Source organism: Massilia sp. S19_KUP03_FR1 (assembly GCF_036688685.1).
GTDB lineage: Bacteria > Pseudomonadota > Gammaproteobacteria > Burkholderiales > Burkholderiaceae_D > JALYUM01.
In genome coordinates, this window is record NZ_JAQQPS010000002.1 from 98156 (window position 1) to 119504 (window position 21349).

Annotated in this window: 22 protein-coding genes; 18 read left to right on the forward strand and 4 right to left on the reverse strand. The window is 62.2% G+C overall.

Annotated elements, in window-relative coordinates; translation table 11 throughout:
* Nucleotides 1–18: 18 nt before the first annotated feature.
* Together V6M87_RS02160 and V6M87_RS02165 are read left to right on the forward strand one after the other, a co-directional pair.
* Nucleotides 19–951, forward strand: coding sequence for an electron transfer flavoprotein subunit alpha/FixB family protein (locus V6M87_RS02160; RefSeq protein WP_332848083.1), 933 nt, complete (start codon nt 19–21; stop codon nt 949–951).
* Nucleotides 952–1164: 213 nt separating this feature from the next.
* Nucleotides 1165–2955, forward strand: coding sequence for an acyl-CoA dehydrogenase (locus tag V6M87_RS02165; RefSeq protein WP_332848084.1), 1791 nt, complete (start codon nt 1165–1167; stop codon nt 2953–2955).
* 68 nt (nt 2956–3023) lie between these two features.
* Here the strand turns inward: V6M87_RS02165 and V6M87_RS02170 are convergent, their stop codons facing one another.
* Nucleotides 3024–3722 (reverse strand): hypothetical protein, encoded by a 699-nt coding sequence (locus tag V6M87_RS02170; RefSeq protein WP_332848085.1) that lies wholly within the window; start codon nt 3720–3722, stop codon nt 3024–3026.
* Between the two features lie 115 nt (nt 3723–3837).
* Here V6M87_RS02170 and V6M87_RS02175 point away from each other — a divergent pair, with 115 nt between their 5' ends.
* From V6M87_RS02175 to V6M87_RS02185, 3 genes are all read left to right on the forward strand, one after another.
* Nucleotides 3838–4419, forward strand: a complete 582-nt coding sequence (locus V6M87_RS02175) for a TetR/AcrR family transcriptional regulator (protein ID WP_332848086.1) — start codon at nt 3838–3840, stop codon at nt 4417–4419.
* A gap of 97 nt (nt 4420–4516) precedes the next feature.
* Nucleotides 4517–5365, forward strand: coding sequence for an alpha/beta hydrolase (locus V6M87_RS02180; RefSeq protein ID WP_332848087.1), 849 nt, complete (start codon nt 4517–4519; stop codon nt 5363–5365).
* Nucleotides 5366–5374: 9 nt separating this feature from the next.
* On the forward strand, nt 5375–5887 hold the full coding sequence (locus V6M87_RS02185) for a GNAT family N-acetyltransferase (RefSeq protein WP_332848088.1): 513 nt from the start codon (nt 5375–5377) through the stop codon (nt 5885–5887).
* 1 nt (nt 5888) lies between these two features.
* On the opposite strand, the gene V6M87_RS02190 is transcribed toward V6M87_RS02185, so the two are convergent.
* A complete protein-coding gene (locus tag V6M87_RS02190) occupies nt 5889–6305 on the reverse strand; it encodes a TM2 domain-containing protein (protein ID WP_332848089.1) in 417 nt (138 codons plus the stop codon).
* Between the two features lie 220 nt (nt 6306–6525).
* On the opposite strand from V6M87_RS02190, the gene rpsP reads away from it, so the two are divergent.
* The 13 genes from rpsP to V6M87_RS02255 all read left to right on the forward strand — a co-directional run bounded on the left by rpsP (nt 6526) and on the right by V6M87_RS02255 (nt 18660).
* Nucleotides 6526–6777, forward strand: coding sequence for a 30S ribosomal protein S16 (gene rpsP, locus V6M87_RS02195; RefSeq protein ID WP_332848090.1), 252 nt, complete (start codon nt 6526–6528; stop codon nt 6775–6777).
* A gap of 31 nt (nt 6778–6808) precedes the next feature.
* A complete protein-coding gene (gene rimM / locus V6M87_RS02200; protein WP_332848318.1) occupies nt 6809–7339 on the forward strand; it encodes a ribosome maturation factor RimM in 531 nt (176 codons plus the stop codon).
* Nucleotides 7340–7374: 35 nt separating this feature from the next.
* A complete protein-coding gene (gene trmD / locus V6M87_RS02205) occupies nt 7375–8133 on the forward strand; it encodes a tRNA (guanosine(37)-N1)-methyltransferase TrmD (protein WP_332848091.1) in 759 nt (252 codons plus the stop codon).
* Between the two features lie 87 nt (nt 8134–8220).
* On the forward strand, nt 8221–8604 hold the full coding sequence (rplS, locus tag V6M87_RS02210; protein WP_332848092.1) for a 50S ribosomal protein L19: 384 nt from the start codon (nt 8221–8223) through the stop codon (nt 8602–8604).
* Between the two features lie 71 nt (nt 8605–8675).
* On the forward strand, nt 8676–9344 hold the full coding sequence (locus V6M87_RS02215; protein WP_332848093.1) for a CoA pyrophosphatase: 669 nt from the start codon (nt 8676–8678) through the stop codon (nt 9342–9344).
* 82 nt (nt 9345–9426) lie between these two features.
* Nucleotides 9427–10386, forward strand: a complete 960-nt coding sequence (locus tag V6M87_RS02220) for a CobD/CbiB family protein (protein WP_332848094.1) — start codon at nt 9427–9429, stop codon at nt 10384–10386.
* A gap of 97 nt (nt 10387–10483) precedes the next feature.
* Complete coding sequence (locus V6M87_RS02225; protein ID WP_332848095.1) at nt 10484–10813, forward strand: DUF3579 domain-containing protein; 330 nt, start codon at nt 10484–10486, stop codon at nt 10811–10813.
* A gap of 154 nt (nt 10814–10967) precedes the next feature.
* Nucleotides 10968–13685 (forward strand): M16 family metallopeptidase, encoded by a 2718-nt coding sequence (locus V6M87_RS02230; protein ID WP_332848096.1) that lies wholly within the window; start codon nt 10968–10970, stop codon nt 13683–13685.
* A 220-nt stretch (nt 13686–13905) separates the two neighbouring features.
* Nucleotides 13906–14565 carry a TRAP transporter small permease gene (locus V6M87_RS02235; RefSeq protein ID WP_332848097.1) on the forward strand — a complete coding sequence of 220 codons (660 nt, stop codon included), beginning with the start codon at nt 13906–13908 and terminating at the stop codon, nt 14563–14565.
* Entirely contained in the window at nt 14562–15965 is a 1404-nt protein-coding gene (locus V6M87_RS02240) for a TRAP transporter large permease (RefSeq protein WP_332848098.1), read from the forward strand. The genes V6M87_RS02235 and V6M87_RS02240 overlap by 4 nt, the downstream gene beginning before the upstream one ends.
* A gap of 192 nt (nt 15966–16157) precedes the next feature.
* The gene (locus V6M87_RS02245) at nt 16158–17408 is read left to right on the forward strand and encodes a phophatidylserine decarboxylase associated domain-containing protein (protein WP_332848099.1); all 1251 of its coding nucleotides are present in this window, start codon (nt 16158–16160) and stop codon (nt 17406–17408) included.
* A gap of 76 nt (nt 17409–17484) precedes the next feature.
* Nucleotides 17485–17742, forward strand: a complete 258-nt coding sequence (locus V6M87_RS02250; protein ID WP_332848100.1) for a hypothetical protein — start codon at nt 17485–17487, stop codon at nt 17740–17742.
* A 126-nt stretch (nt 17743–17868) separates the two neighbouring features.
* Complete coding sequence (locus V6M87_RS02255) at nt 17869–18660, forward strand: SDR family oxidoreductase (protein WP_332848101.1); 792 nt, start codon at nt 17869–17871, stop codon at nt 18658–18660.
* Nucleotides 18661–18688: 28 nt separating this feature from the next.
* Here V6M87_RS02255 and V6M87_RS02260 read toward each other — a convergent pair whose 3' ends face one another.
* Nucleotides 18689–19759: a flavodoxin family protein gene (locus tag V6M87_RS02260; RefSeq protein ID WP_332848102.1), complete on the reverse strand. Its 1071-nt coding sequence runs from the start codon at nt 19757–19759 to the stop codon at nt 18689–18691.
* A 129-nt stretch (nt 19760–19888) separates the two neighbouring features.
* Complete coding sequence (locus V6M87_RS02265; RefSeq protein ID WP_332848103.1) at nt 19889–21235, reverse strand: tetratricopeptide repeat protein; 1347 nt, start codon at nt 21233–21235, stop codon at nt 19889–19891.
* Between the last annotated feature and the right edge of the window lie 114 nt (nt 21236–21349).

The window sequence follows — 21349 nt, forward strand, 5'->3', positions numbered from 1 at the left end:
TATAAGACAAGGAACATCATGGTCGCTCTAGTCATTGCCGAACACGACAACGCCAGCCTGAAGGGCAGCACCCACCACACCGTCACCGCGGCGCTTGCCTGCGGCGGCGAGGTTCACCTGCTGGTGGCCGGCAGCAATGCCGGCGCCGCCGCCGAACAGGCTGCGCAGATCGCCGGCGTCACCAAAGTGCTGGTCGCCGATGCGCCGCATTTTGCCGATGGCCTGGCCGAAAACGTCGCCGAACAAGTGCTGGCCCTGGCCAGCGCCTATTCGCACATCCTGGCCCCGGCCACCGCTTACGGCAAAAACATCCTGCCGCGCGTGGCTGCCAAGCTCGACGTTGCGCAAATTTCCGAAATCACCAAGGTTGATTCGCCCGACACCTTCGAGCGCCCGATCTATGCCGGTAACGCCATCGCCACCGTGCAGTCGACCGATGCGGTGAAAGTCATCACCGTGCGCGGCACCGGTTTCGATGCGGCCCCGAGCACCGGCGGTAGCGCTGTTGTGGAAGCCGTCACCGCCGTGCTTGACTCCGGCAAGTCGACGTTTGTCGGCCGCGAGCTGGCCAAGTCGGACCGTCCCGAACTGACCGCCGCCAAGATCATCGTCTCCGGTGGCCGTGGCATGGGTTCGGGCGAAAACTTCAAGCTGCTCGAACCGCTGGCCGACAAGCTCGGCGCCGCCATGGGCGCGTCACGCGCCGCGGTCGACGCCGGCTACGTGCCGAACGATTGGCAAGTGGGCCAGACCGGCAAGATCGTCGCGCCGACGCTGTACATCGCCGTTGGTATTTCCGGCGCGATCCAGCATTTGGCCGGCATGAAAGATTCGAAGACCATCGTCGCGATCAACAAGGATCCCGAAGCGCCGATCTTCTCGGTGGCCGACTACGGCATCGTGGGTGACCTGTTCGACGTGGTGCCGGAATTGATCAAAGCACTCGGTTAAACACATTGCTTGCGCGGAGGGGACTTTCCATTGTTGCCCTCCAGACCGTCATCCCCGCGCAGGCGGGGACCAATAGCACCTTCGTTTTGTGGCAACACTGATCGTAAGTGATATAGGTCCCCGCCTTCGCGAGGATGACGTTTTTACGTCAGGTGAACCAAATTTACGCGAGCAGATCGCGTGCGTCATGAACAGAATAACGAGGAGACAACCGTGAGCTACAACGCACCCCTGAAAGACATGCTGTTCGTCATGAACGAACTGGCCGGCCTGGCCGACATCCACCAGTTGCCCGGCTGCGAAGACGCGACGCTGGACACCGCCGAAGCCGTCCTCGAAGAAAACGCCAAGTTCTGCGGCAACGTCATCGCCCCGCTGAACCACGCCAGCGACAAGGAACCGAGCTTCTGGCATGACGGCCAGGTCACCACCTCGAAAGGTTTCAAGGAAGCGCATAAAGCCTTCGCCGAAGCCGGCTGGCAGGGTGTGCAGCACCCGGTCGACTTCGGCGGCCAGGGCTTGCCGAAACTGCTCGCCACGCCGTGCATCGAGATGCTCAACGCGGCCTCGATCTCGTTCGCGCTGGTAGCGCTGCTGTCCGACGGCGCCATCGAAGCGCTGCTGACGGCGGGCTCCGACGCCGATAAAGCCACCTACCTGGAAAACCTGGTCTCGGGTAAATGGACCGGCACCATGAACCTGACGGAACCGCAAGCCGGCTCCGATCTCGCCGCCGTGCGCACGCGCGCGGTGCCGCAGGGCGATGGCACCTATAAAGTGTTCGGCACCAAAATTTATATCACCTACGGCGAGCACGACCTTACCGAAAACATCGTCCACCTGGTGCTGGCACGCACGCCCGATGCGCCCGCGGGTGTGAAGGGTATTTCGCTGTTCATCGTGCCGAAGTTCCTGATTAATGCCGACGGCTCGCTGGGCGCGCGCAACGATGCGCACTGCGTCTCCATCGAACACAAGCTCGGCATCAAGGCCAGCCCGACGGCCGTGCTGCAATTTGGCGACAACGGCGGCGCCATTGGCACGCTGGTGGGCGAAGAAAACCGCGGCCTCGAGTACATGTTCATCATGATGAATGCAGCCCGCTTCGGCGTCGGCCTGCAGGGCATCGGCCTGGCCGAGCGCGCCTATCAGCAGGCAGTCGCCTTCGCCAAGGACCGCGTGCAGTCGCGCGACCTGGCTGGTTCCGCCGGTCCGGTCTCGATCATCCATCACCCGGACGTGCGCCGCATGCTGATGTCGATGCGTGCCCAGACCGAGGCGGCACGCGCGCTGGCATACGTCGGCGCCGGGCTGTCGGACCTGGCCCATCACCATCCTGATCCGGAGACGCGCAAGACCAATCTCGCCATCTACGAATACCTGGTGCCGGTCATCAAGGGCTGGTCGACGGAAATGTCGGAAAACGTCGCGCGCGACGGCGTGCAAGTGCACGGCGGCATGGGTTTTATTGAAGAGACCGGCGCCGCCCAGCACTACCGTGACGCCAAGATCCTGACCATCTACGAAGGCACCACGGCCATCCAGGCCAACGACCTGGTGGGCCGCAAGACGCTGCGCGACGGTGGCGCCACCGCCAAGGCCATCCTCGCGCGCGTGCGCGACACGCAGGAACAACTTGCGGCGCGCGAGGGCGACGACATGGCGGCCATCCTGCGCCAGTTGCGCGCGGCCAGCACGGCGCTCGACGACGTGGTTGACTACGTGGTGAACAACACCAAATCCGACGTCAAGGCCGTGTTCGCCGGCAGCGTGACCTACCTGAAGCTGGCCGGCATCGTGCTGGGTGGCTGGCAGATGGCGCGCGCGGCCCTTGCGGCGCAGGGCAAGCTCGATGCAGGCGAGGGCGATGCTGCCTTCATGCGTGCCAAAATCGGCACCGCCCGTTTCTTTGCCGATCACTTCCTGACCCAGGCGCCGGGTCTGCGCACGGCGATCATCGAGGGCAGTGCCGGCGTGCTGGCACTGGACGAAGCGCAGTTCTAAGCGCTGTCGCGCCATCTCAAGCAGCCTGCGGGCTGCTTTTTTTTGTCTGCTGGTCTGGCTTCATGCGCTCATGCGCGCGTTGTCCGGCTGCTGGCAAACAGCATCCCGGCGGCCCCCAGGTACCACAGCGCCTGGACGCCGAACAACAGTGGCAAGTTGGAGGGATTCAATTGTACCTCTCCAAATACCATGTAGGCTGCCGGCAGCAGTCCGGCCAGCAAGCCCACGAGCGCCAGCGATCGCGCCCACGGCAGCCTGGCGTGGTTTGACGCCAGCGCGTATGCGAAGGCTGGGAGCGCCACGCCGAGCGCCAGCAGGCCGGCCTTGCTCAATACCTGGATGACGGTGCCGATGGCGACGAGCATGCTGACAGCCTGGTCAGTGTGGACCACCGTGCTGCCGGCGAAGCGGTGTGCCAGTTGCGGCGCCACGAAGCCGTCGCACAGCATCGCCAGCGTCAGCAGGGCGCAGGCGATGGCGTAGCCTGTCATGCCCAGTCGCACCGAGGCTCGGGTGGCGCCCAGCAGGCCTGCAAACACGGCGTGCGCCGCGGCCAGGCCGGCGAACATGGCAATCAACACGCCGTGAACGATGGCGGCGCTGCTTTGCATGGCCGCGATCTGCAGTAGACTGTCCTGAGCCGAGCTGGTCTTTTCGCCGGTGGGATGATGCGACAGGGCCACCAGTGCGAGGAGGGTGATGGCGGCCATGGCGGCACCGGCGCTGCGGTAGCGTGTTGCATTGTTGTTGGCGAAGGTAGCAGGCATGGGTTCGGTCCGGTCATGAAGGAAAACCCATTTTATCGATGTTGCGGCGGCCATCAAGCGGCGCCGGCGGTGCTTTGTCCGTTAGCGGACATGTGCGCCAATCTGTCCGGAAACCATGATGACAACTGAAGCGCTGGATCGGCGCAGCCAGAAAACCCGCGCCGCACTGCGGGCCGCGTTTGTGGACCAGGTGCTCGCGCACGGCTATGACGCGGTCCAGGTCAGCGCCGTGATTGCGCAAGCGAACGTCGGCCGCTCGACCTTTTACGAACACTTCCGCTCCAAGGGCGACTTGCTGTGCGCCAGCATCGAAGCGCCATTCACCTGCCTGGCCGCGCTGGTCGTGCCGGCCGCCGCGCCGGCCCACATCATCGCTGTGCTGCGCCATTTCCGGGACAACCAGCAAGTCGCGCGCGTGTTGCTGGGACCGTCAACCCGGCCGCTGCTGGGTCAGGCACTGGCGGCGCTGATTGCGCAGAAGCTCGATGGCACCCCATCCGTTCCCGCCGGGATCGCCGCGCGCATGATCGCCGACGCCCAACTGGCCCTGATTGACGCGTGGATCCTGGGACGCCCGGCCTGTACGGTCGAGGCAGCTGCCGAAGCCATGCAGCGGGCGAGTGCGGCCATGGCGAGCGCACTCGGCGCCACGGCAAGTGAAAGGCAGGCGCTCGATGACGTGTTGCTGCCTGTGTAACTGGATGGCTTTTTGTTGGTATCTTTTATAAATTGCCAACCCGTCGTTAAAGTGGGATATATTTCCTTTATATAACTTTACAGGCTTGGCCGACCGCATGCGCTACCCGAAAACCTGGCTTCTGGCAGGCGCCTGCCTGGCCGGCATCGCTGCCGTCCTGGGCGCAGGCGAAGTGCTCAGCGCCCCGTCGCGCAGCAGGCTGGGCGACGCGCCACCGGCCCTGCACGCAAGCACGGTCCACATCGGCAGCGTCGCCGGCTGGATGATCCGTGGCCGCCCGGGCGCCGGAGCTGTGCTGCTGTTGCATGGCGTGCGGGCAAACCGCAGCGAGATGCTGGGCCGCGCCCGCTTCCTGGTGCGCGCTGGCTATACGGTGTTGCTGATCGACCTGCCCGCGCATGGCGAGAGCGGAGGCGAGCGCATCACCTTCGGCGCCCGCGAAAAGGAGGGCGTGCAGGCCGCGCTGGCCTGGCTGCGCACGCAGGCGCCGGGCGAGCGGATCGGCGCCATCGGCGTGTCGCTCGGCGCGGCGGCGCTGGTGCTGGCCCATCCTGCGCCGGCCCTCGATGCGGTCGTGCTCGAATCGATGTACCCGACCATCGAGGAAGCCGTGTCCAATCGCCTGCGCGTGCGGCTGGGAGTACTTGGCGCGTGGAGCACGCCGCTGCTGGTCGAACAATTGCCCTGGCGCGTGCAAGTGGCCCCAAGTGCCTTGCGCCCGATTGTCGACATTGCCGCCATGACCAGTCCGGTCTTCATCATTTCCGGCACGGCCGACACGCAAACCCCGGCCACCGAGACGCGCCGGATTTTCGATGCCGCCCGGTCCAATAAAGCGCTCTGGCTGGTCGAGGGCGCCGCCCACGTCAATTTGCACAATTACGCCGGTCCCGATTACGAACAGCGGGTGGGTGGCTTCCTGGCCGATCACTTGCGCCAACCTTGATTGACTGCCATGCCAACGACAATTGAAACACGCCAACTCTTGCTGCGCCCCTTCACCCTCGACGACGCGCCCGATTACTGGCCGCTGGCCAAGTTGCCTGATGTGCTGCGCTACACCGGCGAAGACGCCCGCACCTCGCTCGAGGAGGTGCGTGAAGTCTTGCTGACCCGTCCGCTACGCGACTATGCGGTGCACGGCTACGGCCGCATGGCGTGCATCGAAAAGAGCACCGGTCGCCTGGTCGGTTTCAGTGGCCTGAAGTACCTGGAGGATTTACAGGAGACCGATATCGGCTACCGCTTTCTGCCCGATAGCTGGGGCAAGGGTTACGCCACCGAAAGCGCGCAGGCGCTGATGGCGCACGGCAGGGAACAGTTCGGCCTGACCCGCATCATCGGCCTGGTGCAGCCAGCCAATGGCGCGTCGAGCCGCGTACTGGAAAAGCTGGGCCTGGTCTACGAGCGCAGTTTCGATCCGGACGACGGCCACGGCATATTGAAGGTGTACGCCACGCCGGCCTGATTCAACCGTAAGCGCCGCCCGTGTACAGCAGGTCGAACAGCCGCGAGATCGTCCCGATCAGCGCGGTCATCCCGACCAGCATCGTGATCACCAGCAGCAGCGCCACCAGCCAGCTCGTGTTGCTGCTGCGGCCAGACGCGGCATTGTGGCGCGCATCCCATTTTTCGTCCGGCGTGACGCCGATCACCAGCGCTTCGAGGAAGCCGACGATGGCCGACACCAGCACCGGCAGCAGCACCCAGAACACATTCGGCGCGTGGCCGGCGCCGTACACCATGCCGACCAGCGGGATGCAGCACACATGCAGGATACCGAGCCGATCGAACGGGCCACGCAAATAAAACCGGTGCACGCCAATCGCGCCGAAGGTCAGGGCCAGGAACGTGGCGAGCGTTTTATTCTTGTGCGGGGAGGGCATAAGTAGCGTGGTTGATGGGGCAAACCAACAGTATCCGCGATATTGCCGCGCTGGTGTGACCATCCCACGCACACCGAAGGTGGCGGGAAAGCCTGAAATAGACGATAATCTTTGATTCACCCGAACTGCGCGCCCTGTCTTCATTACCGCTTGCTGCTGTGCGGCATTGCGCGCTATAATTGTCGGCTTTTTCCGCCCAGCACAACTTTTTGGAATTATTATGGTCGTTATTCGTTTAGCTCGTGGAGGCGCCAAAAAGCGCCCGTTCTTCAATATCGTTGCAACCGACTCGCGTAATCGTCGTGACGGCCGTTTCATCGAGCGCATCGGTTTCTACAACCCGATGGCGGCTGGTGGCGAAGTCGGTCTGCGTATTACCGCTGATCGTCTGGCTTACTGGCAAGGCGTTGGCGCACAAATGTCGCCAACCGTGGCTCGCCTGGTTGCTTCGCAGCCAGCAGTCGCAGCGTAAGTAGTAAACAGATTTGAGCGATTCAGCAGTCCTGCAACCGCCTGACGACCTGACGCAAGTCGGGTACGTCTCTGGCCCGTTCGGCATCACCGGTTCGATCCGCGTGACGCCATTTTCGACCGATGCGGATGCGCTGCTGAGCGTGAAAACCTGGTGGCTGAGTAAACCCAGCCTTGGTCCCGTCAAAGTACGGACCGCCAAATTGCACGGCGGCGACGTCGTGGCCCAGTTGGCCGGACTGGTTGGCCGGGATCCGGCGGAGGCGCTCAAGGGCGCCGCCGTGTCGATCCCGCGCAGTCAGTTTCCCGCCTTGCCTGCGGATGAATTTTACTGGTCCGATCTGATCGGACTGGATGTCGTGAACCTTGCCGGCGAAGCACTTGGCAGCGTGACCGACATGATGGACAACGGCGCACAGTCGATACTGCGCATTACGCCGTTGCCGGTGGCAGGTAGTGAAGAGAAGCAGTCCGAGCGCCTGATCCCGTATGTGGACCAGTTCGTCAAGACCGTGGACCTCGCCGGCAAAGAGATTACCGTCGACTGGGGCCTGGATTATTAAGCAGCCTCGGTTGAAGGACGCAGTTGAAAGTCGCTATGCAGTTTGATGTCATCAGCCTGTTTCCCGAGATGTTTGCCGCGTTGACGCAGTCCGGGGTCACCCGTCGCGCCTTCGAGCAACAGCGTTGGAACCTGACCGTGTGGAATCCGCGCGATGCGACCACGGACCGTCACCGCACCGTCGACGACCGCCCCTATGGTGGCGGCCCCGGCATGGTGATGATGGCGAAGCCGTTGGAAGCAAGCATTGCGGCCGCGAAGCAGCGCCAGGTCGACCTCGGTTTGCCGGCGCCACGCGTGGTGTTCATGTCGCCGCAGGGCAAGCCCTTGACGCATGAACGCGTGATGCAGCTGAAAGACGAACCCGGTTTGATCGTGCTGTGTGGCCGCTACGAAGCGGTCGACCAGAGACTACTTGACCGTTGTGTCGACGAAGAAATCAGCCTCGGCGATTTCGTCTTGTCGGGCGGTGAATTGCCCGCGATGGCGCTGATGGATGCGGTGCTACGGTGGTTGCCGGGTGTGCTGGGCGACGATGCGTCGGCAGTCGAAGACAGTTTTGTCAACGGCCTGCTCGATTCGCCGCACTACACGCGCCCGGAAGTGTACGAAGACGTGCCTGTGCCACCCGTGCTAATGGGTGGCAACCACGCAGAAATCATCAAGTGGCGCCGCCAGCGCATGCTGGAAGCGACCTCGAGCAAACGGCCCGATTTGCTGGACAAGGCGCGCAGCGCCGGTCAGCTGACGAAGGCCGATGAGCAGTTTTTGGCAGGTTTATTAAAACCTGTGTAGTAACGAGCACCGGCATGTCGCCTGTGCTCAACCCCATCCTCTACTGGGCGTTGGTAGTGCCAGCAAGATGGTTATCGGAGTTATAAAATGAACTTGATTCAACAACTTGAGCAGGAAGAAATTGCGCGCCTCGGCCGCACGATCCCTGACTTCGCACCTGGCGATACCGTTATCGTCAACGTCAACGTCGTCGAAGGTACGCGCAAGCGCGCCCAGGCGTACGAAGGCGTGGTCATTTCCCGTCGCAACCGTGGCCTGAACTCGAACTTCATCGTTCGTAAAATCTCGTCCGGCGAAGGCGTCGAGCGTACGTTCCAGCTGTATTCCCCGCTGATCGCATCGATCGAAGTCAAGCGTCGTGGTGATGTCCGCCGCGCCAAGCTGTACTACCTGCGTGAGCGTTCGGGTAAATCGGCACGTATCAAAGAGAAACTGCCAATGCGTCGCAACACGGCTGCCGCTGCAAAATAATTGCAGTTGCAAGTGTGAAAAAGGCACCTGGATTCAGGTGCCTTTTTCTATTCCAGTTGGAGAAATGTAGTTTGGCCAAGATTGATTTCGATCCAGAGTTGTTGCCTGTAGATGCGCTTGGCGGCGAACCGGCGCTGGCGCCCGAACGTCTGGACATTGCCTGGCTGCGCGCGCGGCTGGCCCACCCGACCCGCTGGGACCCCGAATACCCGGATGAATCGATGGCGCGCCCGAGCGTGCTGAAGAACGCCGCCGTGCTGGTGCCGCTGGTGCAGCGCGAAGGCGGCCTGACCATGCTGCTGACCCAGCGCACGGCGCACCTGAACCACCATCCCGGCCAGATCAGCTTTCCCGGCGGACGCGCGGAATGGTACGACTCGTCGCCGATCGAGACGGCCTTGCGCGAAAGCGAAGAAGAGGTTGGCCTGCAGCGCCGCCACGTCGACATCATTGGCGTGCTGCCCGATTACGTTACCGCCACCGGCTACCGCGTCACGCCCGTCGTGGGCCTGCTCACGCCGCCGTTCGAGCTGATTGCCGACCCCGGCGAAGTGGCCGAGATATTCGAAGTGCCGTTGTCGTTCCTGATGGACGGCCTGAATCACCAGCGCCTGTCGGTCGACTTGCCGGAAGGGGCGGGGCGGCGCAGTTTTTATGCGATGCCGTACCAGCGCTTCTTTATCTGGGGCGCCACGGCCGGCATGCTGCGCAATCTGTTTCATTTGTTACGCGCAGATTGACGCCAATTGCAGGCTAGAAATTTGATTCCTGCAGGAGACTGCGCTATCGTGGCGGTGCTTTGCAAAATATAAAAGGACGCCGATGACTTTTCTTTCCATTCTGTGCGCGCTGTTGATCGAACAGATGAAGCCGTTGCGGGCCGATAACCAGATCTACTCCGAGATCAAGCGCCTGGCCACGCGCATGGAAAGCTGGTTCAACGCGGGCGAGTCCGGCAATGGCCGGCTCGGCTGGTTCCTGATGATGGCCACCCTGATGGTGCCCACCGCAGCGATCTACTGGGTGCTGTCGCACTATGAAATGGTGTTCGCCAAGTTTGCCTGGAACGTGTTGATCGTCTACCTGACCCTGGGTTTTCGCCACTACAGCCATTATTTCACGTCGATCCAGTACGCCCTCAATGCTGGCGACGATGCCCAGGCGCGCACCTTGTTGGCCGAATGGACGCGCCAGGACACGGTCGGCCTCGACACCACTGAAATTGCCCGCCTGGCCGTCGAAAAATCGCTGATCACCACGCACCGTAATGTCTTCGGCGTGTTCTTCTGGTTTCTGATGCCGGTCGGTCCCGCCTGCGCGGTGATGTACCGCGTGGCCGAATACCTGGCGCGCGCCTGGAACGAGCCGGATCATATGCGCAATGAAGCGTTCGGCCAGTTTGCCGCCCGTGCCTTCTACTGGATCGACTGGATTCCCGTGCGCCTGACCGCGATTGCCTTTGCCGTGGTCGGTAATTTTGAAGACGCCATTTACGCCTGGCGCAATTTCGCCAGCCGCTGGAGCGACGAAGCGCGCGGCATCATCCTGGCCGCCGGCGGCGGCGCGATGGGCGTGCGCCTTGGCACACCGCTGGAAAACGCCCCGCGTGCGGTGCCGATTGACGCGGCCACGGTCGACTTTTCCGACGCCGACACCGATGTGTTGCCCGGCGAAGAGCCGAGCGTGCGTGCTCTCCAAAGCACGGTGGGCCTGGTCTGGCGCGCGCTGCTGCTGTGGATGATGCTGCTCCTGTTGCTGTCCGGCGCGGTGTTCCTGGGTTGACCCAGCAAGCTTCGTCCAGCAGTCTTCTATAAGATATAATACTGGGGTAGTTTTCCTTCAGACAGTTTCTCGAATTCTCACTTTGTCAGCACGCGCGATGGCCGATTTACCGGAAAACAGGAAAGAACAGGCAGATGAGTTTTTCATCCTGGGTCTGACCAGCGAAGGCAGGCAGTTCCGTCCCAGCGACTGGGCCGATCGGCTGTGCGGCGTCATGTCCGGGTTTCGCCCGGCCGGCAGCGGCGGGCGCCATGCGCACCTGGGCTACTCGCCGTATGTGCGCCCGGCCATAAAGAACGGGGTGAAGGCGGTGCAGGTCGCGCATGCGCTCAAGGACCTCGAGCCGCTCGCGTATCACTTCGTGCTCAACTTCGCCAAGGACAATGATTTGCAGGTCATCGAGGGTGGGGCGGAGAACCAAGCTTAACGCCGTCGGATCGCGTTATTGTCCTCTCTGCTCATGGGTGCCACGACCCCATAACCCGTCTCCGAAGTCTTCCCCTGTCGCGCCGTCTTAAGTATTCCCCAGCCCGTCCTCTGCTACTATCCGCAGACCGCCGCGCCACCACCAACGGGAATCCATGACACTCATTCGCTTGCTGCGCTCCAGCGCCCCAGCCGTTTTCTTCTTCATTGCCAGCGGCGCCTTCGCCGCCACCGCGCTGCCCAAAGGCGTCACCCTCGGCCCCTCCGCCGAAGGCATCACCGAATACCGCCTCCCGAACGGCCTGAAAGTGCTGCTCTTCCCCGACGCCTCGCGCCCGACCATCACCGTCAACGTCACCTACCTGGTCGGTTCGCGCCACGAAAACTACGGCGAAACCGGCATGGCCCACCTGCTCGAACACATGCTGTTCAAGGGCGCCAGCAAGAACCGCGACATCACCCAGCAGTTCGCCACGCGCGGCATGCAGTTCAATGGCACCACCTCGCTCGACCGCACCAATTACTACGAAGTGTTCCAGGCCACCGGCGACAACCTGAACTGGGCGCTGCAGATGGAAGCGGACCGCATGACCCGCTCATTCATCGCGCGCAAGGACCTGGACTCGGAGATGACGGTCGTGCGCAATGAATTCGAGAGCGGCGAGAATTCCCCCACCGGGGTGCTGATGAAGCGCATGCAGAGCGTCGCCTACGACTGGCACAGCTACGGCCGTTCCACCATCGGCAACCGCAGCGACATCGAGAACGTCGGCATCGCGAACCTGCAGGCGTTTTACCGCACGTATTACCAGCCGGACAATGCGGTGCTGCTGGTGGCCGGCCAGTTCGACGAGAACAGCACGCTGGCGACGATTGCGCGCCAGTTCGGCGCCATTCCCAAGCCAAGCCGTACCTTGCCGAAGTTCTGGACGGTCGAGCCGACCCAGGATGGCGAACGCACGTTTGCCGTGCGCCGCGCCGGCGACACCCAGACGGTCATGCTCGGCTACAAAATCCCGTCCGGCCTGCACGACGACACCGACCTGCTGAACTTCGCGTCCGACATCCTGGCGTCGGCGCCAACCGGTCGCCTGCACAAGCAACTGGTGGAGTCCGGCATGGCCAGCCAGGTGTTTGCCTTCGGCCAGACCGGCTACGCGCCGGGCCTCGAATACGTCGGCGCCGTCGTCAAGAAAGATGCGCCGATCGAACCGGTGCGCGCAGCCTTGACGCAGGCGGTGGAAAGCTTCGCGCAGACGCCGCCCACGCCGGAAGAAATGGAACGCGTGCGGCGCAGCTACCTGAACGATTACGAGCGCAGCCTGAACGACCCGCAGCGTGTCGGCGTGTCCTTGTCGGAAGCGATTGCGCTGGGCGACTGGCGCCTGTTTTTCGTCGGGCGCGAACGCGTGCGCAGCATCACCAGCGCCGAGGTGGCGGCTGCGGCGGGCCGTTATTTCAAGCGCGACAACCGCGTCACCGGCACCTTCATTCCCGACAGCGCCCCCGAGCGCGCGCTGGTCCCGGCGGCGCCGACGGTCGACAGCCTGCTCAAGACCTACAAGCCGGCCGCGGCCAGCCTGTCGTCGGAGAACTTCGAGCCGACCCAGGAGAATATTCTGAAGCGCACCACGTTGACCACGGCCGGCGGTGTCCAGCTGGCGCTGCTGCCCAAGAAGAACCGCGGTGAAATGGTCAGCGTCGACCTGCGCCAGCACTTTGGCGACGAAAAGAATATGTTCGGCAAGGGCGCGGTTGCCGGCCTGACCGCCGCGATGCTCACGCGAGGCACCAGCCGCTACACGCGCGCGCAATTGTCCGATGAATTCGAACGCCTGAAGATCAGTGGCGGCCTGACCCATTTCGATACCACCCGCGCGAATTTGCCGGAAGCGTTGACGCTGGTCGCCCACGTGCTGCGCGAAGCGAATTTCCCGCAGTCGGAATTCGACCAGCTGCGCCAGCAGTCGCTGGTGAGTCTGGAAGGCAGCCGCAACGAGCCGGGTGCGGTGGCCGAGCGCGCACTGGGCCTGCACTTCAATCTATACCCGCGCGGCGACATCCGCGAAGAAACCACGCTGGAGCAGGACATCGCCGACCTCCTGGCGGCAAAATTGTCGGAGCTGCAGACGTTCCACAAGGCCTATTACGGCACCACGCCGGCGCAGATGGCCATCGTGGGCGACTTCGATGCCAAGGCCATCGTGCCGCTGGTCGACGCCTTGTTCGGCAACTGGAAAGCCGAGGCAGCCGTGGCGCCGATCCTGTCGCGCTATGCCGACGTGGCGCCTGTCCGGCAAATGATCGACACGCCGGACAAGGAAAACGGCGTGTATGTGGCGCGCGTCAACCTCGACCTGAACCTGGACGATCCCGACTATCCCGCGCTGATGCTGGCCAACTACATCTTCGGCGAAGGCGGCTTGCGCTCGCGCCTGATGGACCGCATACGCCAGAAGGATGGCTTGTCCTACGGCGGCGGTTCGAACCTCGATCCGGGCGCCCTGGACCGCGCCGGCAGTTTCACCATCAATGCCATCGCCGCGCCGCAGAACCTGAAACGCCTCGATGCAGCCATCCGGGAAGAACTGGTGCGGGCGCGCAAGGATGGCTTTACGGCAGCCGAGCTGGCCAGTGCGAAATCCGGCCTGATGCAGCAGCGCGTGCAAAACCGCGCCAACGATGGCGCGCTGGCGGCCGGCTGGACGACCTACCTGTACCAGGGCCGCACCTTCGCCTGGAGCGCGCAGTTCGAGCAAAAGCTGATGGCCGTGACACTGGCCCAGATGAATGCGGCGTTCCGCAAGGCGATCGATCCGGCCAAACTGAGCGTGGTAATGGCGGGCGACCTGAACAAGGCAGGCGCTAAGTAGGCGTCAAGGCTTTGTTGTTTTAATGAAAGTCTAGTGGTTTTCCACAATAGTGGAGATTGTTTAACTGACACAGACTTGTCCCCAGTAACAAAGAATAGAAGTTCAATCTTCCTGGGGACATCACCATGCAATACCACGCACTTGCGGCCCATCGCGGCCGCCGGGGCGGCAGGGGCGTCCGCGCCTGCCAAGCCTGCTTCAGCGCACATGGAGGCCGTCCATGTTCGTAAGATTCCTCGACCACCTCGAAGAATGGATCATCGCCTTCATGATGGGCGGTGCCACCCTGATCATTTTCTTCTCCGTCCTGCACCGCTACGGCACCGGCTTGCCGATCCCCTACGTGCAGGATTTCCTGCTGTCGCTGCACGTCGAGTGGGCCCAAGAGCTGTCGATCATCATGTTTGTCTGGATGGCCAAATTCGGCGCGGCCTATGGCGTGCGCATGGGCGTGCATGCCGGCGTCGACGTGCTGGTACGCAAGTTGCCGCTGACCTGGCGCCGGACTGCCACCTATATCGCGCTGTTCTGCGGCATGCTGTTTACCGGCATCATCGGCACGCTGGGCCTCTCCTTTATCTGGGGCAATGGCATGCACCACGCCATGTTCACCTTCCTCGGCATGAATCCGGGCGATGCGCCCGAAGGCCCTACCACGCCTGACCTCGAATGGCCGACCTGGGTCGTGTATTCGGTGGTGCCGATGGGGTCTTACCTGATGTGCTTCCGCTTCATGCAGGTCACACGCCACTTTTTCCGCACCGGTGAAATGCCGCATCACAACGAAGCGCACGTCGATGGTCTTGACGATGACGACGACGACATGTTTGCCGCGCTCGCGCCGATTACCCCATTGCCGGCCGCCGGAGGTGCACGATGAGTACCGTCAAAACCATCACCGTCGGTGCCGAAGAAGACGGCACCTGGTCCAAAAAGAAGGCCGCCATCTGGCTGGGCGGCATCGCGCTGATCCTGGCGTCCGTGTGCCTGGTGGGCGGCAAGGTTGGCATCGTGTTCGCGCTGCTGATCCTGCTCATGCTGACCGGCATTCCGGTCTCGATCGCGCTGGGCCTGACCGTGCTGATGTTCCTCTACCTGCTGACCCACGTACCGGTCGAAGCGGTGGCATTAAAACTGTTCTCGGGCATTGAAAAATTCGAGATCATGGCGATCCCGCTATTTATTTTGGCGGGTAATTTCCTGACCCACGGCGGCGTGGCCAAGCGCATGATTGGCTTTGCCACCAGCCTGATCGGCCACTGGCACGGCGGTCTCGCCCTGGCCGGCATCATTGCCTGCGCGCTGTTCGCGCTAGTGTGTGGTTCGAGCGTGGCAACCGTGGTGGCGATCGGTTCGATCATCCTGCCAGCCATGATCAAGCAGGGTTATCCGAAGGCCTTCGGTGCCGGCGTCATCATCACCGCCGGCTCGCTCGGCATCCTGATGCTGCCGTCGATTCCGAAAGTGATTTATGCCATTTCGACGAATACCTCGATCGGCGCGCTGTTCCTGGCCGGCCTGTTTCCGGGCATCCTGCTCACCTTCATGTTGTGCACCACCACCTGGGTGATCGCCAGAAAGAACCGCTACCCGCGCATGGCCAAGTCGAACTGGACCGGCCGCTGGAAAGCCTTCCGCAAGAGCGTCTGGGGCCTGATGCTGGTGGTGATCATCATCGGCGGCATCACCAAGGGTATTTTTACGCCGACCGAAGCGGCCGCGATGAGCGCCGTGTACGCTTTCTTCATCGCGGTGTTCGTCTACAAGGATTTGCCGATGAAGAAGGTGCCGGAAGTGCTGCGCCGCTCGGCCAGCCTGTCCGCCATGCTGCTGTACATCATCACAAACGCGGTGCTGTTCTCGTTCCTGATGGCGCACGAAAACATTCCGCAGCAAATGGCGGACTGGATTCTCGACAAGAACCTGAGCGCGAACGGCTTCCTGTTCTTCTCGAACATACTGCTGCTGCTGGCGGGCAACGTGATGGAGCCATCGTCGATCATCCTGGTGATGGCGCCGATCCTGCACCCGGCCGCGATCCGACTGGGCATCGATGCAGTTCACTTCGGCATCATGATCGACGCGAATATGGAAATCGGCCTGTGCCATCCACCGGTCGGCCTGAACCTGTACGTGGCCAGCGGCATTTCGAAGATGAGCATTGCGGAGCTGACGGTGGCGGTGTTGCCGTGGCTGGGTACGATGCTGGTGTTCCTGGTGATCGTGACCTACTGGCCCGGCTTGTCGCTGTGGTTGCCGCGCGCGATGGGGCTGATGTAGCCGGCGTGAATCGATTCTTCTCTGCAAAATAAAACAGGCGCCGGCAACGGCGCCTGTTTTATTTTGCAGCCATAGCCACCACGATTTGTCCTGCCTTTTTTTCGCGGTAATGATGGTGCCGGGCAGTGGGGAGGTGTACTTGTCGCTGCCTTGTATTTTCTCGGCATGCCAACCATTCACATGAGGTGACACATGAACAAGTCGTATTTTCATTTGTTGTCGAATAAAACGACCCCGCACGCAATCGTGCAGGTGGCAGAATCGAACCGCATTTTCGCCAGCCGGGGCGCACGGCCCGGGAGCGAACTCGATCCCTCGGTGCAGGCCCTGCGCAATTTTGTGCTGGAACCGCAAAACGAGTTTTTACGAATCTACATCGGCCGCATGCTCGACGAAGCGAACCGCCAGCAGCCGCTTGCCGTCAAAACGCCGGACGATTTTTTCCGCCAGCTCGACAACGCCTTGCACAGCTATCCGCAGTACGACGCCAACTTTATCGCCGCCTTGCCGTTTTACGCTGCCATGAAGCCCCTCATGGCCAATCAGTACGGCTATTTTTTGTTCACCAACGAGCAGGTCCGGCCTTACTTTGCCGAGATCCTGCGCGTCTATCACCACAACCTGGCCACGCCGGCCTCGCTGGTGTATCTGAACGATTCGTTCGGCAACTGGCTCAGCGCCGACGCGCGCACGGTCCTGAAACTGGATGAGTCGGTGTACGACCCGGCCAGGCCGCATGGCGGCTTCACCTCCTGGAACGATTTCTTTATCCGCCCGTTCAAGGACATTGCCGTCAGCCGTCCGCTGGCCCATGGGCTCACGCCCGACGACATCGTCAGCCCGGTCGATGGCCAGGTCTGGATGATTTCGCGCCAGGTTCAGGCCGCGGCGGCCTTCGAAATCAAGGGCGAGCAGTATTACCTCACCGATTTGCTCGATGAAAGCGCGGACAGCCCCTTGCTGACGCCATTCATCGACGGCCTGGCCATGCAGATTTTGCTGCTGCCGTTTAATTATCATCGCTGGCATGCGCCGGTCTCGGGCCGGGTGACGCAGGTAAAAACCGTGCCCGGGCTGTTTTTTGCCGCGCCTGCGCCCGACCAGGATTACGCCATTTCCTTCCCCTTCCTCAGCCACGTGAACACGCGCACGATCGTCTTCATTACGCCGGACAATCCGCGCATCGGCAGCATCGCCATGGTTTTCGTCGGCCTGACCGAGGTGTCGTCCTGCACCGCAACGGTGGCCAGCGGCGATCACGTCAGCCAGGGCGAGGAAATCGGCCACTACGCTTTCGGTGGCTCCACCTGCTGCGTCCTGTTCGAAAAGGCGAATATCGCGCAGCTGTATGTTGACGAGGACAATAACCTGACGCCGCAACCGTTGCCGCCCCAGGCGGTCACCCAGGTGCTGGTGCGCCAGAAAATCGCCTCGGTCCTGTAACAACCTATCCCCGCGCAGCAGCGCGCGTTTTCCACGTGAAGCGGCCGGCGCAAAGCCGGTCGCAAGGAGCGCAATCATGCCCAGGATTGACCACCGTTTGTTTTGCCTGTCGTCGTTGTTGATAGGGCTGGCGCCGGCCAGCCAGGCTGTGCCGCCGCATGTTCAGATCGTGACCACGGCGCGTGCCGGGGCGGTCGACGGCACGCGCCAGAATTCCGATGAATTCATCTGGCGCCAGCTCACGCAGGTCGCGGCGCCCGTGGCGCGGCTGGCGGCGTATCCGTCAACGCTGCCGGGCCTTATCTTTGTGATAAAAAGAGTGTCGAGAAATTAATAAACTGTGGTGTCCTTGACGACAAATTTACAACTAGTTGCATTTGAGAATTGTTCGGCTCCGTTTCCTGCGTTACTATATTGCTCTACGGAAGGCACACTTTCCCGAGAAAAATAAAGGACAGACATGAATCGCAGCAGCAAACTTGCCGAACCCCTTCCATTGCCATTCAGCGGCAAGGTCGCTTTGGTCACTGGCGCCTCGAGCGGCATTGGCCGCGCCGCTGCCCTGGCATTCGGTCGTGCCGGGGCCTGCGTGGTGGTGGCGGACAGCTCGGTCGACGGCGGCCATGCCACTGCTGCAATGATTGTCGAAAACGGCGGCAAGGCCTTGTTCGTCCAGGTCAACGTTACCCGCGCCAACGAAGTGGAAGCCTTGATTGACAAGGCCGTCTCCTACTACGGAAAAATCGATTGTGCATTCAACAATGCCGGTGTCGAGGAAGAGAACCTGCAATTGGCTGACGGCGACGATGCCATGTTCGACCGCATCATGAACGTCAACGTCAAGGGGACGTGGCTGTGCATGAAGTATGAAATTCGCCAGATGCTCAAGCAGGGCAGCGGCACCATCGTCAACACGGCGTCCGTGGCTGGCCTGATCGGCGCGCCGACGCAGGCGGTGTACGCGGCCAGCAAGCATGCGGTGGTGGGCCTGACCAAGACGGCAGCGGCCGAATATGCGCGCTCGAACATCCGCATCAACAGCGTTTGCCCGGGCGTGGTGAAAACCACGGTACTTGCGCGCGCGCTGGAGAACGATCCGGAGCGCGAAGACAAACTGAAAAACGTGCATCCGTTCGGACGCTTCGCCGAGCCGTCGGAAGTGGCGAACGCAGCGCTGTGGCTCAGCTCCGAGCAGGCTTCGTTCGTGACCGGGCATCAACTGGCGGTCGATGGCGGTTTGACCGCAATCTGACACGCCGGTCAAGGCCGCAGCCGAAGCATCACTTCGGCCGCGGACCCTTGAGCCGCGGATCCGGGGCCTTGACCCGACCAGCGCGAATATCGGCCACCGTGTGCGCCACCGCGCGCGCCACGTTTTTCACTTCCTCCTGAAAATCCAGATCCCGATCGAGCGCATCATGGCTCTCGGCATACGATTCGTAATACCCGATGTAGCGATTGAGTTCCCCGAACGTCCCCGCGCTGACCATGCCCATCCAGGTCATCCAGTCCGACAGGGCGCGCCGCACGCCATCCACGCCGGCCACATCGCCATGCACCACCAGGCCGTACGCTCGGTTGGCCAGGTGCTTTGGATAGTCCCAGCCACCCAGTTCCAGGTCCTTCGCCTCGTTGGCTTTCTTGCCGTGGGTCGAACTCGGATCGGGATTGCCCCCGTCCGCACAGACCAGCCGGTCGATCATGGCTTTTAATACCGTCGGCGTCTGGTACCAATGCACCGGCGTGATGATGATGACGCCGTGCGCCGCCACCCATTTTTCGTAGATCTCGTTCATCCAGTCGCCGGTCTGGCGCGCCGCGTGGTTCGGATAGCAGCTGCATGGCCAGTGGCACAGCGGCATGGCGGTCGAGGCGCAACCTTTGCACGGGTGGATGTGGCGGTCGTAGTCTGAGGTCACCAGCGACAGGTCGAGCAGGTCGACTTCGATGCCTTCGCCTTCCAGGATGGTGCGCGCCATCTCGCTCATGCGCCAGCTCTTGGAATTCTCGCCGGGGCAGCTGCCATCGTTGCGCGGCGAGCTGACGATGAGCAGCACGCGGCTCTGCGTGGCCGGGTCTTTCTGATGGCGTTCGGCCGCCAGCAGGCGGTCGCGCGCTTGCTTCCATTCGATCGACAGCGCGTAGCCGGGATCGGCAAAACCTGCGCCGGCTGGCACCGTGCGCGGCGCTTTGTGGCTGTCGGCGTAATTGTGCCAGGCGATTTCTTCGATCTTGGCGATCTCATCGCTCACGGCGTCGAAGGCCGGATCGTAAAACGATTTGATGAACTTCAGGTGAAACTCGTTGCGCCCCAGCTTGGCCGGCGCCTGGCCCTTGCGTATCGTCGTCATGGAACCCTCTCGTCAAGACCTGATTATCTTGTGCGCGGGGCGCGCGCCATGTGGGATAGCGAACCCATTCGGACATAAAAAAAGGCAGCAACCGAAGTCGCTGCCCATCTTTAGAAGACGGCTACCTGATTAGTTGGCCGCGGTGGCTGCTGCTGGCGCCGGTGCATTGAGCAGCATGACCCAGTACTTGGCCAGGTCGCCGGCACCGCCGCCGCCCTTGATGCTCTTGAACGTGGCAATCGCTTCGGCTTTCTTGCCGCCGCGCGCCTGCGCCATGCCCAGACGCAGCTTGGCTTCTTCGGGTGCCTTCAGGCTGCCCTTGGCGATACCTTGCTCGATGAAGCCGATGCCCTTGTCGTACTGGTCCATCGTGGCATACGCCCAGCCCAGGTTAACCAGGCCGGCGCCGGTCTTGGCCTTGGTCGCCGACGCTTCGCCTGCAGCGATGTTTTTCGCGTCGTCTGCCGCGCCGCGGGTAGCCTTGTCGCGCAGTGCCTTGTGCTTGGCAGCGTTGGCGCCCGTGCCCAGGACGTTGGCGGCGTAGCCGGCGTCCATGGCTTTCTTCGCTTCGGTCGGGAAGCCGGCCTGCAGCGCCAGTTCGGCCAGGTCGACGTACTCGTCGGCGCTCATGCTCTTGACCATGGTCGCTTCCATGCGGTACACGTTGATCATATTGGTCTGGGCGTCGAAACCAGGTTTACGCGCCACGCCGCGGTTGAGCAGGTCGGCGCGGATTTCGTCGGTCGGGTAGTAGGTGGCCAGTTTTTCCAGCGCCAGCAGGTAGGTGGCGTCGTCCTTGAGCTTGATGGCGGCCGAAGCGAGCAGGCGCAGGTCTTCCTGCGACGGCGCCGTGCCCGAGGCATCGGATGCGGCGATGATCGGCAGTAGCTCGGTCTTGGTGGTGTTGAAGTCGTTCGACAGGTAGTACGAACGGATCATGGCCGGGCGCACTTTATCAGGCGTCGGGCTGTCTTTCTGGTAGCGCTTGAACCACTCGATGGCTTTCGGGTAGTTCTTGCCGTTGTAGTAGTAATTGGCCAGGGCCTGGATGAATTCGGCCTGCTCGGCGCCCTTCAGACGGTCCGAGGCGATGATCGCTTCCAGCGCCGCCATGGCCATCTGGTCGTTCGACGTCGCCGAACCGAGCGACAGCTTCATGCGGTTGGTCACGTACATTTCGTACGGGTTCTTGTTTGCGACTGCCTCGGCCTGGGTGATGCGGCTTTGCACTTCGGTGTAGTTTTTCGCGTCCATCAAGGGCTTGATGGCGGTCGGGTCGAGCAGCTTGAACAGTTCCGGGCGCACGGCGTCCGCTGGTGGCGTCGCGACGGCAGCACCTTGTGCGGGCGTGGGGCCGGACGACGTTGCCGCAGGCATCGCACTTTTCGATGCCTGCGCGTTGGCAGCGCTCGGGAGGACGTTCAGGCCGACAGCGGCCAGCATCATGAACAGGCGGGCGAAGCGGAATTGGGACATGGGTTTCCTTCGTTCAAAAAAATGGTTCAAGAATGCTTGAGCGGGCCGCAACGACGACAAAACAGCCGCCACGCCCGGGCGAATCGCTTATTGTCCCATAAACTACGACTTATC

What these genes read in the sequence shown, in the direction of transcription:
- V6M87_RS02260 (WP_332848102.1), bottom strand. Translation starts at nt 19,759, where the DNA reads ATGACGACGATACGCAAGGGCCAGGCGCCGGCCAAGCTGGGGCGCAAC.
- rpsP (WP_332848090.1), top strand. Translation starts at nt 6,526, where the DNA reads ATGGTCGTTATTCGTTTAGCTCGTGGAGGCGCCAAAAAGCGCCCGTTC.
- V6M87_RS02160 (WP_332848083.1), top strand. Translation starts at nt 19, where the DNA reads ATGGTCGCTCTAGTCATTGCCGAACACGACAACGCCAGCCTGAAGGGC.
- V6M87_RS02235 (WP_332848097.1), top strand. Translation starts at nt 13,906, where the DNA reads ATGTTCGTAAGATTCCTCGACCACCTCGAAGAATGGATCATCGCCTTC.
- V6M87_RS02180 (WP_332848087.1), top strand. Translation starts at nt 4,517, where the DNA reads ATGCGCTACCCGAAAACCTGGCTTCTGGCAGGCGCCTGCCTGGCCGGC.
- V6M87_RS02190 (WP_332848089.1), bottom strand. Translation starts at nt 6,305, where the DNA reads ATGCCCTCCCCGCACAAGAATAAAACGCTCGCCACGTTCCTGGCCCTG.
- rplS (WP_332848092.1), top strand. Translation starts at nt 8,221, where the DNA reads ATGAACTTGATTCAACAACTTGAGCAGGAAGAAATTGCGCGCCTCGGC.
- V6M87_RS02175 (WP_332848086.1), top strand. Translation starts at nt 3,838, where the DNA reads ATGATGACAACTGAAGCGCTGGATCGGCGCAGCCAGAAAACCCGCGCC.
- V6M87_RS02240 (WP_332848098.1), top strand. Translation starts at nt 14,562, where the DNA reads ATGAGTACCGTCAAAACCATCACCGTCGGTGCCGAAGAAGACGGCACC.
- V6M87_RS02220 (WP_332848094.1), top strand. Translation starts at nt 9,427, where the DNA reads ATGACTTTTCTTTCCATTCTGTGCGCGCTGTTGATCGAACAGATGAAG.
- trmD (WP_332848091.1), top strand. Translation starts at nt 7,375, where the DNA reads ATGCAGTTTGATGTCATCAGCCTGTTTCCCGAGATGTTTGCCGCGTTG.
- V6M87_RS02170 (WP_332848085.1), bottom strand. Translation starts at nt 3,722, where the DNA reads ATGCCTGCTACCTTCGCCAACAACAATGCAACACGCTACCGCAGCGCC.
- V6M87_RS02245 (WP_332848099.1), top strand. Translation starts at nt 16,158, where the DNA reads ATGAACAAGTCGTATTTTCATTTGTTGTCGAATAAAACGACCCCGCAC.
- V6M87_RS02230 (WP_332848096.1), top strand. Translation starts at nt 10,968, where the DNA reads ATGACACTCATTCGCTTGCTGCGCTCCAGCGCCCCAGCCGTTTTCTTC.
- V6M87_RS02225 (WP_332848095.1), top strand. Translation starts at nt 10,484, where the DNA reads ATGGCCGATTTACCGGAAAACAGGAAAGAACAGGCAGATGAGTTTTTC.
- V6M87_RS02255 (WP_332848101.1), top strand. Translation starts at nt 17,869, where the DNA reads ATGAATCGCAGCAGCAAACTTGCCGAACCCCTTCCATTGCCATTCAGC.
- V6M87_RS02185 (WP_332848088.1), top strand. Translation starts at nt 5,375, where the DNA reads ATGCCAACGACAATTGAAACACGCCAACTCTTGCTGCGCCCCTTCACC.
- V6M87_RS02265 (WP_332848103.1), bottom strand. Translation starts at nt 21,235, where the DNA reads ATGTCCCAATTCCGCTTCGCCCGCCTGTTCATGATGCTGGCCGCTGTC.
- V6M87_RS02250 (WP_332848100.1), top strand. Translation starts at nt 17,485, where the DNA reads ATGCCCAGGATTGACCACCGTTTGTTTTGCCTGTCGTCGTTGTTGATA.